Source organism: Chryseobacterium sp. CH25 (assembly GCF_004119455.1).
Lineage (GTDB): Bacteria > Bacteroidota > Bacteroidia > Flavobacteriales > Weeksellaceae > Chryseobacterium.
On record NZ_NRQT01000006.1, the window covers coordinates 1 to 13,888 of the forward strand.

Consider the following 13,888-nt stretch of genomic DNA (forward strand, 5'->3'; position numbering starts at 1 on the left):
ACGCTTTAGTTTTTCCTTACTTGGTTGTTATATTGTATGTCAATGATCTTTTCTTCTTTCGCTTTTTAACGAAGCAATCTTTCTGTCAGTGTCGCTCCGTATTTGCGAGTGCAAAAGTAAAACTTTATTTCGTAATGACCAAATGTTTTGAAAGAAAATTTTAAAGTTTTTTAAGTAACCTTAATTCTTCCTAAACCTCAATCCCTCTACTCCTGCGCTCCCTGTAATTGGGACTGCAAAGATAGAAACTTTATTTTAACTCGCAATCTTTTTTAATAAAAAATTTAAAAGTTTTTTTTAAGTCTTTATCTTAGTAGATATTAATGTTTATGCTTATCTAAAAGCTCTTCTGCGCTTACTGAATCTCTTTTGTTTTTCAGTGGGGCAAAGATAGAGACTTCTTACATCCCTCGCAAGTTTATTTAACATAAAATTCATTTTTGAGTAACGTTTTGCGCTTAACAGACTGAGAACATGAAAGAAAAATTTTAAATAAAAAGCAAAAAAATACCCGGTTATCATTGAAACCGGGCATTATCTGTTTATAGCATGTAATACTATTGCTTATTTTCTTTATAAATGGCACTCAAAAACTCTGCATAAGACTTTTCTAAACCAACGACATCTCCAGATTTAAGGTTTAAACCTCCGACTCCTGAAGTATCCGGTTTAATTTTTAATGATGAAACCTGAAAATATAAGTTTTCATCATTTGTCTTCGGTTGGACTTTCACTGTGGAACCTAAAAGTTTCTTTGTTGAGATGGTATACACTTCTCCAGGGGTAATTTTTAATTTAAAAAAAGACCTTGGTTCTATAATATAGTCTTTCTTATTAATATTGATCTTCTGATCTTTTTCTGAGGAAGCAAATATATACATTACTCCTTCTTTAACTTTCATATTTTCCTTAGGTGTATAATATAATGCTATTTTATAATTAGAAGGATTGAAAGCCTGGGGTGAACCATCAATATTTTCAAAAGGTTTTATGACAAAAGTATTGGCTCCAATCTCTTTTGCTTTTTTGTATACTAATGAAAACACCATTGCATCATCTTTTGAGAACCCCTGAACTTCTGCTTCTCCTAAATAGATAGCAGCAGTTTCTGCTTCATCTTTTTTATAGAGAAACTTATCTGAATTGTCATTGGTTTTCTCCACCTTACTCAAATAAACATTTTGTGCACTCCAAAGCTGGGTACATACCACAGAAAAGATGATGGCTATATTTTTCATAATATTATTGTTGTGTTAGGATATCCACACATTCTTCAAGACTGTTTTCCCAGTGTTTGGGTTCAATTTTATAGATCTCTTCTATTTTATCCAGAGACATTGTACTTCTTACAGGTCTTTTAGCAGGGGTTGGATACTGCTCGGTTGTTAATTCATTTAATTGTATTGAAGATTTTGAAAATTCAGCAATTTTCTTAGCGAAATCGAACCAAGTGGTTTCCGGATAGTTTGAAAAATGGAAAATTCCATAGGTTTTATTTGGACTTCCAATGATATCCATGATAGCAGCAGCAAGATCATTAGCATTGGTAGGCTGTCCAAACTGATCGGCAACGATTCCCAACTCTGTTTTCTGTGAAAAAAGATTCAACATGGTCTTCACAAAGTTTTTATTAAATTCGGAATATAACCATGAAGTTCTCAGGATAATAGTTTTAGGATTCAGCTCCAGTGCCAGTTCTTCTCCTTTTCTCTTCGATTCTCCATATACTCCAATTGGATTGGTAAAATCATCTTCTGAATAAGGAAGGTTGGTATCTCCATCAAAAACATAATCTGTAGAGACATGAATAAGGATAGTTTTATATTCTATACAAGCCTGAGCCAGGTTACCTACTCCATCTGCATTTACAGCAAAAGCCTTTTCTTTTTCTTTCTCCGCTAAATCTACAGCTGTATATGCAGAAGCATTAATACAGTAATCCGGTTTATTATCATAGAAAAAGTCATTAACCTGTTCTTCATTGGTAACATCCAAGGTTGTGGAGTCTGTAAAAAGAAACTCATACTGATTTTCAAAATCGGGAGCAATTTTTCTGATACAGTTTCCTAACTGGCCGTTGCTGCCTATTACTGCTATTTTTTTCATATATTATTAATTTTAAACTATCAAAAAGTTCTCAATAGGAATATCTATTAAGAGTTTTTTGCATTTTGGGATCTTAAAAATTTAACTCTTGACTGGAAATCCTTTTGTGCCAGATCTACATAAAACTTATTGAATGTCTCTTTTATCTCTTCAGGGTGTACTTCTGATTTTCTTGTTTTCATATTGAAATAAATAACAGTAACCCAAAGTACAGCATGAACTGTTTTTTCATCTAAGCTTTTCATCAGGATTTCAACTTTAGCTGTTCTGTCCTGTACATCAATCGTTTTACTACTGATGACCACCTGAGTATTGTACCTCACTTCCTTCATATAAGCTATTTCATTCTGGATGGCAATCCAGGTACAGCCTGTCTGTTTGGTATATTCTTCATAGGTAAAACCGTAAAATGTCTCTACATGATCTTCTCTGGCATTGAACATGTAATCAAGATATTTTACATTATTCAAATGACCGATAGGATCACAATCACTAAACCTAACTTTTACTATAGTTGATACTTCTTTTTCCATTCCGCAAAATAAACAAACCGCCTCTTTTGAAGGCGGTTTGTCTTATAAATCTTTGTTAATTTGCTGAAATTATTGAATCCCTAATTCTTTCTTTACAGCTGCAGTAGCATCAGCACCTGCTTTGTAAAGGAATGCAGGTGAATTTGCATCCATTACATACTCGTATCCGTTAGCTTTAGCAACTTTATCAACAGCATCGTTCAATTTTTTCTCAATTGGTCCGAAAGCTACTTCTTGCTTAGACTGAAGATCTTTTTGAGCTTTGTCCTGCATTTGAGCTATTTCTTCCTGGATTTTTTGTAATTCAGCTTCTCTAGCTTTGTTTTCGTCTGCAGATTTCTTAGGAGCTTCTTCGCTATATTGCTTTAGTTTAGCTTGCCCTGCATCATATTTCTTCTTGATCTCAGCTTGTTTAGTATCGTAGAATGTTTTAAGGTCAGCATCTGCTTTTTTCTTTTCAGGCATTGCATTAAGAACTCCCAATACATCTAAAGTAGCCATTTTTTGAGCTTTTGCCATACCTACAGAAACAACCATCATTACTGCTGCAAATAATACACTTAATTTTTTCATAATTGGTAAATAAATAATTTAATTTGTTTTAGATTTCAAATTTACGTAAAAGTTAACTTATAATTTTATTTTTTACTTTTACTTGTAGTTTTCTCTTTTTTGTCTCCTTTCAGTAAAAGGGCCAATACTTTTTCTGTATAATCGTATTTTCCCTGAAGAAATAAAACACTAATGTTATTGCTTTTATCAAGAACTATGCCCAATCCATTTTTCTCGGACATTGTTTTGATAGCTCCCCAGATCTGATCCTGGAATGGTAAAACAAGATTTGTTCTCAATTTTGTTATTTCACCATTGGCTCCGAAACGTAAGCTGGTAGTGGTTTTGATGTTCTTATCAAGATCTACAACTTCTTTTTCTCTCAATTTCAGCTGGTCACCTATCAATAACACTTTTTCACTTTCAAAGGCCGATTTTTTTCTTTCATATTCTGACTGCAAATTCTGAAGTTCAGACTGCCAGGTATCAATCTGAGAGTTTAATCTCGCTTCGGCTTCTTTATACTGAGGTAATTTATTTAAAATTTCATTAGTATCTACCACTCCAATTTTCTGAGCATTTCCAAACCCAAAAATTAAGAGTAATACAAAAGTGATGGTTATTTTAAAGTTCTTCATATGTGTAATTATAATGATTGGTTCATCAAGAAGTGGTTTCTCCATCCTGAAGGAGTTCCCGACATTGTCTTATCGAATCCATAAGCAAAGTCAAACCCGATCAATCCGAACGCTCCCATGTAAACTCTAACCCCTACTCCTACTGATCTTTTCAGCTGGAATGGATTATAATTACCCCATGAGTTCCAAACGTTACCTCCTTCAGCAAATGTTAATGCATAAATTTTAGCTGTTTGGTTCATTGAAATCGGATATCTTAATTCTAAAGTAAATCTATTATAGATTGTACCTCCTCCTCTTTGAGTAATATCTTCAGCTTCTCCACCATAAGTACTTGCGTTTTCATATCCTCTTAAAGGAATCAATTCTCTACCGTCATATCTACCTCCGAATAATCCGGTACCCCCTACATAGAATCTTTCAAATGGCGGTGCTCCAAGATTTTTGTTATATCCATCCATGAATCCCATTTCTGCAGAAGATCTCAATACAAGTTTTCCGGCAATTTCGTTATAAACATCTGCCTTAAACTTGATCTTGTAGAATTCCATCCACTTATACTTATCAACAGGCTTCATTGTATCGTAGTTTTTGTTACTGAACAATGAATATGGTGGTGTCAATTTAGCAGAAAGTTCAATATTTGAACCCATTGTTGGGAAGATAGGGTCTATCCCGGCAGAGTTTCTGCTTAGTCCTAAATTGATACTGAAGTTATTAGCCGTTCCGTAATATTCTGTAGCCTCTCCAAACTGGAATGGATAGTTGTTAAAGTCATACTTCTGAAACTGTACCCCTGTATATAGAGAGAAATAGTCATCCGGCCAGTTCAATAGTCTGTTTAAACCTACTGATGCCGAGAAGATATTTAACTTCTGGGAACCACCAAGTCCGTCACTATATCTTACTCTTGAGTTGTTTAAACTCACAGAAAGGGCTGTTGGTTTTGTTCCGAATAACCAAGGTTCCACGAATGATACTCCATAGTTCTGGAAGTACTGACCTGCCTGCACCTGAATGGAGAAAGTCTGCCCGTCTCCCTGTGGTACTGGTTTAAAGTCTTTGAACTTAAGGAAGTTTCTCAGTGAGAAGTTATTAAACGTTAATCCTAAAGTACCAATAAAACTGTTACCACCGTAACCTGCCTGTAACTGAACCTGAGAAGATCCTTTTTCTACAAGTTTCCAGTTGATATCTACAGTATTATCTACCTGATTAGGCTGAATATCCTGTCCGATCTGTTGTGGATCGAAGAATGACATCCCTGCCAAATCAAAATAGGTTCTCTTGATTTCTGTCTTTTTGAATAATTCTCCTGGTTTTGTTCTTAACGCTCTAAGGATTACGTGGTCATGGGTTGTTGTATTTCCCTGCCATGTTACTTTATTCCAGGTAGCCTGTTCTCCTTCGTTAATTCTGATCTCTAAGTTTACGGCATCACCGTTCACAGATTTTTCAACCGGTGTAACATTAGAGAAAAGGTATCCGTTATTCATATAAACGGATTTGATATCAGAGTCATCTTCTTTACCACCGTCTTCACCAACTTTTTTGTTGAATCCTACTGCATCATAGATGTCTCCTTTCTTATATCCTAATAATCTCTGTAAATACTCTGTAGCATAAACTGTATTCCCAGTGAACGTAATATCACCGATATAATACTTTTTACCTTCGTTAAGCTTTACGTTGATTTCGTAGTTGTTATTTTTATTTCTCCATACAGAGTCTGAAACGACTTTTGCGTCTCTGTATCCCAGGGAGTTATAATAATTAATCAGGTTCTGTTTGTCTTCCTGATATTTATCTTCAATGAATTTTGAAGATTTCAGAATACCTCCAATACCGAAACGTTTCTGTTTGGTTTCTTTAAAGGCTTTGTTTCTAAGTTTTCTATCGCTTACACTTGGGTTTCCTTCAAACTCAATATGGTCAATCTTAACTCTTTTACCTTTTTCTACATTAATCGTCCAATCTACCAAAGCAGGATCACCAGCATTTACTTTATCTTCGATTGTAATTTTAGCATCAGCAAAACCTTTTTTGATATAATCTTTAGGAATGCTTGTCTTAAGACTTGACACCAGGTTTTGGGTAATCTTTGTACCAGGCTTCAGGTTGTTGTCTTTAGCCAGTTTTTCACTTTTTGATTTCCCAATTCCTTTACCCTTAAACTTCACTTCTCCCAGTTCCTTAAGGTCCTGAAGATAGAATTTAAGAACTACAGTCTGTCCTTCAATACTTTGAACGTATACTTCCACTTCAGAGAAAGATTGGGTATCCCAAAGCTTTTTAACAGCATTACTGATTTTCTGTCCCGGAATATCTACGCTTTCTCCTTTGGATAAGCCAGTAAATCTAAGGATCTGAGCTGGTGTATATTTTTTTACCCCATCTACAACAATGTCTTTAAGCGTATAAGTACCTACCTCATTGTCTGCATGTACAGCATTGTTTACTTTTGTGCTGTCTTGTGGAGTTACTTGTCCATAAAAATGTGCAGACGCAGCAAACATAATGATGGGTAATAGTCTAAACTTCATTTTATCGAGTCTTTCTTTTCTTTAAATTTATTGGCCTTGTATCTGATCTCCGGTTAATCCGTATCTTCTTTCTTTGTTTTGATAATCCACAATACATTGGAAGAAAATATCTTTGGTAAAATCCGGCCATAGAACGTTTAAAAACTGTAATTCAGCATAAGCAATCTGCCAAAGAAGGAAATTACTTATTCTTATTTCTCCGCTGGTTCTTATCAACAGATCTACAGGAGGAAAATCTTTAGTATAGAGATAGTTTTCGAATAGTTTTTCATCTATATTCTCTACTTCTACCTTTCCTTCTTTTACATCTGAGCTGATATTTTTAACGGCTTCCAGTATTTCATTTTGTGAGCCATAGCTTATCGCCAGTACAAGGTTTCCTTTTGTGTTTTCTTTTGTAAGTTCTACCACACGCTGTAGCTGCTCTCTTACTAAAGTAGGCAGTTTTTCAAGATTCCCTATCACATGCATTCTCAACCCTTTACTGAAGATTTCCTCTGCTTCTAGCAGTAAGGTTTCCACAAGTAAATTCATGAGGGTATTCACTTCTTCAGTAGGACGGCTCCAATTTTCTGAAGAAAATGTGTACAGTGTTAAATAAGGGATATTGATCTCATTACATGCATTAATAGCATTTCTTACAGCATTAATGGCATTTTTGTGACCGAAGGTTCTTTCTTCGCCACGAGATTTAGCCCATCTCCCATTACCATCCATAATGATGGCTACGTGTTTTGGTAAATTCTCAGAATTTATTTTATCTTTAATCAACGACATATTAATTAATCACAATAACATGGAGGTCTTCCGAACGAAAACGTTAATCCTAAGCTGAATGTATTCAACCAGTCTTTGGATCTCTCATCTCCAATATTTCTCTTTTTAATAAACTCTTCTTCTCTTTCCTTTGCAACAGCATAATAACTTCCGGACTGTAATAAAGAGCCTCCTGTAGCCGGATCAAGGATATCGGCATTAAAGGAGCTTTTCACATCCTCAGGAAGAATTTTACTATGATCAAGCTGATCGGTCAGAGTATATCTAAATGTTGCTTCTGCAAATATAGCCCAAGTATGGTTAAATTTATACTTTAAACCTACCCCAAAAGGGATATGCATCGTAACTTTTTTTCCTAATGAATATTCTGTAGTTGTTTTATAGTCCATTTCATTAATCGGAGCCATTGCCACCCCATCCGGATCTCTTCTGAAATCATGGGAAAGATTGGCTTTAGGAGCTTCAAACATCAAGGCTCCAATACCTCCGAAAATATATGGGCTTACCATACTTATCTGTTCATTATTAATTGGGAAAAAATTATATTCAAACATTAAACTTGCTTCATATACGTTGTTTTTCCCGTATGCATTTCTATTTCTTCTATATTCTTCTTTTGCAGCTTTATCGCTAAACTGAATCTGGTTATATCCTAAATCCAATCTGACAGTTTGGTGAGGGTTAAAATTAAATCTGTATAAAATACCACCATAAAACGGGATCCCCCAATCCGACATTCTATTTAAATCCAACGGCTTTTGTAAAATATAACTTGTGCTCCCTACATCACCCACTAGGTTACTCATACCTAGACGAACCCCCAATTCGTTTCTTTGTGCTTTAACACTTACCACTCCAAGGAAGGCAAGGAAGCTAAACAATAATTTTTTATTCATAAAAGAATATGGATTTATGGTTATTTTAAAATTTAATTTTTGCAAATATAAAACATTTTTATATTAATGATAATCTTAATGTTTAGTTAAAAATAAACAAAAAAACATAATTTGTTATAAAGTAAACGGCAAAGTGGCAAAAATATTCTTTTTCCATAGAATGAAAATACATGGAGTATGAAAAAACCCCCATTAAGTGAGGGTTTAAGGCTCTATTTTTTATTAAACATTATCCGCATTTTATTCCGTATTCTAATTAATAACGGTTCTTTATAATTTTTATCTTCATCAAAATATCCGTAACCATATCCATAACCGTAGCCATATCCATATCCGTATCCCTGCTTCGTATTATAGTCATTATAAATAAGTCCTAAATGTTCAATTTCATTATTCTGATATTTCTCGGTAACGAGTTTCATCATGTATTTCTCGGTATACTCATGACGTACCACATAGATATTGGCATCAGAATATTTCATCAGTTCATAAGAGTCTGCTACCAATCCTACCGGTGGAGAATCTATAATAATGTAATCATATTTTTCTTTCAACTCCTGTAAAAATTTCACATTTCTCTGGCTCATCAACAATTCCGAAGGGTTTGGTGGAATAGGTCCTGAGGTTGCAACATCCAGATTCGGGATTTTTGTATGATTAATAATCTGATCAATATTCACTTCTCCTGTAAGATAGTTTGAAATACCATATTTATTATCGATCTTAAAGTCACCAAAGATCTTTGGTTTTCTAAGGTCCATCCCCAGAAGGATTGTTTTTTTGTCACTTAATCCTAATACAGAAGCCAGGTTAATGGAAATATAGGTTTTTCCTTCTCCTCCTACAGAAGAGGTTACCAGTATTACTTTTCCTTTTTCATCTTCATTGTTCATCAGGAATCTCATATTGGCTCGAATCCCTCTAAACGCTTCTGAAACAGATGATTTTGGCTGTTCCAAAACAGTAAGCATATTTTCGCTGCTGTTATTCCCAATTACGCCAAGAAGTGGAATTTTCGTTGCTGCTAATAATTCTTTAATATTTCTGATCTTATTATCAAGCAATTCACCTATCAGAATAAACAGGATTGGAAGCAGCAGCATTCCGCCTATTATTCCTGCTTTTGCCATTTTAATGTTAGGGCTTACAGGTCCCTGTCCGATATTCTTCGCAGGGTCAATCACACTAATATCAGATTGATTGGTAGCTACATTTAAACGAGATTCATTCTGTCTGTTCAAAAGACTATTGTACGTAGCTTCAATCATGTTGTACCCTCTTTCTGCATCCAGATATTTTCTTTCTTTTTCCGGATAAGAGGTTAAATCAGTATTTGCATCTGATACCTGACGGTCAATTTTATTGATCTCATCATAATATTTGGTGTAATAGCCTTTTAAACTGTTGAAAGAACTTGTTTTAGCCTCATTAATCAGCCTGTTTACTTCTTTCATTGGTTCAGAAGCAGGTTTATAAATCTGTGCTAATTCTGATCTCTTGGTATACAGTGCTTTAAGTTCGCTTACCGAAGCAGAGAACATACCGTCTTCAAAACCTGCGGCATTGGTAGCGATCATTTTATCAAAATTCTGAGACTGAAGTGTATTTCTGATATTATTCAGAGAGGTAATTTTACTTACAAAGTCAGCTTTTTTAGCTTCAAGATCTTTTATTCTTTCAAGAGATTTTTCATCTCTATCCTTAATATTATACAGTTTTTCTGATGTTTTCAGGTAGTTCAGAACAGATGCTGCTGAATCAAGTCTTTTACGGATTCCGTCAAGACTTCCCTGTAGATAAGCTGTAGTATTTTTGTTAACGATATTTTTATCTTCAAGTCTTTTTTTCTGAAGCTCAGCCACCGACTTGTTAAGGAAGTTTACAGTACTGTTAAGATTGTACCCTTTTTTAGTAATAATCATAATGGTATTGATTTCCTTATCAAAACCAACACCTATAGTAGATACAATATCATTAACACCCTGGTTTATTGTCGCCAGATTAATAATAATATTATCAAGCTTAATATTTGGAGTCACCGGGTTCTTAACCAGTTTAAATCTCAAATTTGGAGAGTTATACCATTCATTGACTCTGATAATTTTATTTGCAGGTCTGTTGTAGGCATTAATATTATGAAAATTTTCTGCTTCATAACTGTATAAGCTAACTGAATGTCCTTCTTCCGGCAACACTACTTCATAGGTACCATTACCTTTTGGTAATAATGTAATAGGATAGTTAACCTGCTGAAGATGCTTTCTATCGATCTCAAGGAAGACCGGAGAGTCATATTTATCCAGATAAGTTGATTTTACAAGCCCTTTAGTAGAGTAATTTACGAAAAGACTTAATTCTTTAACCAAGTACTCATTATGAGATCTTGAAAAAAGCATTTTCTTTAAATAAACCCCGTCCTGGTTACCTCCCTGTCCCCAAATGAAGTTAATAGACTGGTTAGGACTGAAATAACTTGAAGTACTATTGGATATACTCAAAGATAAATCTGAAGCATATACATTCTGTGCATAATATTTACTATATACCCAAGAAATGGCATAGCCAATCAGGAACATAAAAGCAAACCAATACCAGTTCTTAAGTAATCTTCTTAAAAAGTGTTCAAAATCAAATAGTGCAAAACTTCCATACTTCTCTTTTGGAGTTTCGCTTTTTCCTACTGCGGTATCTTTTCCTGGAATCATGGGATTAAAGTCTTTGTAGGATTGTATATAAAGTTAATGCAGTTGTAATTGCTGTTACACCAGTAAGTAGTGTCTGGATAGGATCTTTACCGAATCCGTTCAAGCTTTTTCTTCTGGTATTAAGATAAATTTCGTCACCATTCTGTACATAATAGTAAGGAGAGTTCATCAGATCTTCACGGGTAAGATCTATTTTAGCAATTTTGATCCCTTCCGGAAGTTTTCTGTGAATAACAATTTCTTTTTTATCAATTGTTCTGTTCAATCCACCATTAATAGCTAATGCTTCGGTAATGGTAAGGGTATTTTTATGGGCTACTTTCTCTCCGGACATTCCTGTAGTTTCTACATCACCAAGGATATAGTAGGTAATTCCGTCTGTATTTAACCTCACTTCGGATTTCCCTTCCTGGAAGTTTTCATTTACTTTGTTTTGTATTTCTTTTGCAACATCATCAAGGGTTCTTCCTTCTGCTTTAATGTAGCCTATTCCAAAGACATTAATATCTCCGTTGCTATCTACTTTTAAACCATTAAAATAGAAATTGACATTTCCCCCGATAGTGGCACCTACACCTCCACCTCTACCACCTGCTGTGGCAGAACTGTTTATAGCCCCACCTCCACCTATGCCGCCTGAAGCATTGTAAGCTGAGTAAAATTGTGCTGCATCTCCTTTGGGAGTGGTCACAATATTAAGGTTAAGCATATCATTTTTGGTAATCCTGTAAACAGGAATATTGTAGGGAACAAGACCTTCTTCATTAATTACAAGACTTTCACTCGGCTGTAAATATCTTACATCCTTTGTTGTGATACACGAGGTAAATAAAAAAGGTAATAATATTAAAAATAAATACTTAAAGTTCTTCATCATATTTGGATATTGTTTACAAAAGTAATATTTAATTGTTAATTTTTGTTATTTCTTAACCGATATATCAAATCCGGCAAATACGCCCCCATAAAGCCTAATAAAACAACAACCAACAACAACAGGTTCACATTAATGTGCCTTAGATAATAGGCTACTGTTACAATCATTAAATAGTATAGAATAATATAGAATGACGATCTTCTATGGGTAAGATCCAGTTTTAACAACTTATGGTGGATGTGATTTTTATCGGCATCAAAAGGTGACTTTTTATTATAAAGTCTTACAAAAATAACGTTCAGAGTATCAACAATTGGCAGGATCAGAATTGCTACAGCCACTACCGGAGCAGACTGCAGGTGGTATTTTGGTACATCTGCAAGATCTTTATCTATAAAAATGTCTATAAAACAAATGGATGTAAAGGCTAACAGAAATCCTAAAAGCATAGATCCTGTATCTCCCATAAATACTTTATTGGTTCTGTAATTTGACAGGTTATAATATAAAAATGCCAAAACAGTTCCTATAATCACTACCGACAAAACAACCAATGGGTAATTATACTCCCCTAATCTGTAATAGCTTATTCCGAACATTGCACTGCAAATAACAGAATACCCACCTGCAAGCCCGTCAATTCCATCAATCAGATTAAAAGCATTGATAAGAATAATAAAGGTAACAACACTAAACAGAACACTTACAAAATAACCTAATTCAAAGACTCCGAATATTCCAAAGAGGCTTCTGATTCTAATATCTGAACCTATTACAATTAATGAGGATACCAAGATTTGTGCTACAAGCTTTTTATAGGCTCTCATCACCACAATATCATCCATTACTCCAATATACAGAAGAATAATAAGTGAGGCGAATAAGAATTTATAGAGGTCAAATAACTCGTAAGCAAAGATAGAAGCACATATTCCAATAGAATAGAAGATGGCAATTCCACCAAGATTTGGAATTTTTCTAAGGTGTGAACTTCTGATACCCGGTTCATCCATAAGGTTCTTCCTTCTGGAGATCTTTACAATAGTAGGGATGGAGAAAAAGGTAATTAAAAAGGAGAATACGAAACCTAATCCTATTTTTACGTAGAAAATAGGTATCCCCGATCCGCTTAAGAACAATTCAAAGTTTTTCATTCTTTTCTTATCCAGTACACATTATCTCTCCAATTAAACGGATGATGCCTGTATGCTTTCATCACGCTCTACCGTCCGAAACAATAGTACTTACATTTGTGTTTATATCAATTTTCTTATCAACTTTTTCTGTCCCGCAAAAAATAAGAGATAAAAAATCTTTTTTTTCAACGGCAAAGATAAAAGATAATTTGTACCAAAACGACTATAGTTCAATATATCTTGAATTTTTATTTGTCTTTCTCTTATGAATACAGACAGCTTATCTGCCATACTGTAAAACATTTTTTCTTCCTTTACAAAAGCCAGGTAGGCCAGAAAAGAATACACTCCTTCAAAAATCTGGAAGTTTTTCAACTCTTTTGCTTTATGGGCATATCTGGATTGGCTGAATATACTTTCTACATCCTTTACTGCCTTCAAAATATCAAGTCCTTTTTCCGTATGGGTTTTAGTGATAGAATCCGTACGTTCAAGATATTGATAGTGAAAATTCTGAGTCTGTGCAATGGTTTCACATTCAAGCAATAGCTGTGGAATCAGCTGTATATCTTCAAAATGAACTCCTTTTTTAAATCTTTTCTGATTAAAAAGCTCTTTTCTGAACAATTTATTGCAGGCAAAATAACTGATATCCGAAAAAACTGAGAAGTGATCTTCAAGCCTTATTTTTTCCGGCATATTGGGAATCTGCGTCAACTTTTGAGTTACCAGCCCATTTTCATCCACTTTCTGAATATTGCAGATTACTATTTCCGCCTGATGTTTTTCTGCCAGGAAAAGCATTTCTTCAAACATAGTTTCCGTAACGTAGTCATCACTATCTACAAAACCTATGTAATCTCCTGTTGCTTTATCTATCCCAAAATTCCTGGCATCACTTAACCCACCATTTTCTTTGGTGAAGGCTTTTATTTTGTCTGGATATTTCTCCGCATAGACTGTAATAATATCCCCAGAATTGTCTTTACTTCCATCATTCACAACCAGAATCTCGATATTCTGATGAGTTTGATTCACCAGAGAATCGAGGCATTGTGTCAAATAATTTTCGACATTATAAACGGGAACAATAATTGAAATCCTTGAGGGAATGTGGGTCATACA

General features: G+C 34.5%; 12 protein-coding genes. All 12 read right to left on the reverse strand.

What is annotated here, in order from left to right; genetic code table 11:
- Positions 1-557: 557 nt before the first annotated feature.
- The 12 genes from BOQ64_RS15105 to BOQ64_RS15160 all read right to left on the reverse strand — a co-directional run bounded on the left by BOQ64_RS15105 (position 558) and on the right by BOQ64_RS15160 (position 13,885).
- Complete coding sequence (locus tag BOQ64_RS15105; RefSeq protein ID WP_129059294.1) at positions 558-1,238, reverse strand: hypothetical protein; 681 nt, start codon at positions 1,236-1,238, stop codon at positions 558-560.
- 4 nt (positions 1,239-1,242) lie between these two features.
- The gene (gene rfbD, locus BOQ64_RS15110) at positions 1,243-2,106 is read right to left on the reverse strand and encodes a dTDP-4-dehydrorhamnose reductase (protein WP_129059295.1); all 864 of its coding nucleotides are present in this window, start codon (positions 2,104-2,106) and stop codon (positions 1,243-1,245) included.
- 47 nt (positions 2,107-2,153) lie between these two features.
- The gene (locus BOQ64_RS15115; protein WP_129059296.1) at positions 2,154-2,639 is read right to left on the reverse strand and encodes an acyl-CoA thioesterase; all 486 of its coding nucleotides are present in this window, start codon (positions 2,637-2,639) and stop codon (positions 2,154-2,156) included.
- A gap of 69 nt (positions 2,640-2,708) precedes the next feature.
- On the reverse strand, positions 2,709-3,212 hold the full coding sequence (locus BOQ64_RS15120) for an OmpH family outer membrane protein (protein ID WP_129059297.1): 504 nt from the start codon (positions 3,210-3,212) through the stop codon (positions 2,709-2,711).
- Between the two features lie 65 nt (positions 3,213-3,277).
- On the reverse strand, positions 3,278-3,829 hold the full coding sequence (locus tag BOQ64_RS15125) for an OmpH family outer membrane protein (protein ID WP_129059351.1): 552 nt from the start codon (positions 3,827-3,829) through the stop codon (positions 3,278-3,280).
- An 8-nt stretch (positions 3,830-3,837) separates the two neighbouring features.
- Complete coding sequence (locus BOQ64_RS15130; protein WP_129059298.1) at positions 3,838-6,372, reverse strand: outer membrane protein assembly factor; 2,535 nt, start codon at positions 6,370-6,372, stop codon at positions 3,838-3,840.
- A gap of 27 nt (positions 6,373-6,399) precedes the next feature.
- Positions 6,400-7,149 (reverse strand): isoprenyl transferase, encoded by a 750-nt coding sequence (locus BOQ64_RS15135; RefSeq protein WP_129059299.1) that lies wholly within the window; start codon positions 7,147-7,149, stop codon positions 6,400-6,402.
- A 5-nt stretch (positions 7,150-7,154) separates the two neighbouring features.
- Positions 7,155-8,045, reverse strand: coding sequence for a DUF6089 family protein (locus tag BOQ64_RS15140; RefSeq protein WP_129059300.1), 891 nt, complete (start codon positions 8,043-8,045; stop codon positions 7,155-7,157).
- A gap of 212 nt (positions 8,046-8,257) precedes the next feature.
- Positions 8,258-10,750 (reverse strand): exopolysaccharide transport family protein, encoded by a 2,493-nt coding sequence (locus BOQ64_RS15145; protein WP_129059748.1) that lies wholly within the window; start codon positions 10,748-10,750, stop codon positions 8,258-8,260.
- A gap of 4 nt (positions 10,751-10,754) precedes the next feature.
- The gene (locus BOQ64_RS15150; protein ID WP_129059301.1) at positions 10,755-11,627 is read right to left on the reverse strand and encodes a polysaccharide biosynthesis/export family protein; all 873 of its coding nucleotides are present in this window, start codon (positions 11,625-11,627) and stop codon (positions 10,755-10,757) included.
- A 35-nt stretch (positions 11,628-11,662) separates the two neighbouring features.
- Positions 11,663-12,781 (reverse strand): glycosyltransferase family 4 protein, encoded by a 1,119-nt coding sequence (locus BOQ64_RS15155; protein WP_129059302.1) that lies wholly within the window; start codon positions 12,779-12,781, stop codon positions 11,663-11,665.
- A 102-nt stretch (positions 12,782-12,883) separates the two neighbouring features.
- Entirely contained in the window at positions 12,884-13,885 is a 1,002-nt protein-coding gene (locus tag BOQ64_RS15160; RefSeq protein ID WP_129059303.1) for a glycosyltransferase, read from the reverse strand.
- Between the last annotated feature and the right edge of the window lie 3 nt (positions 13,886-13,888).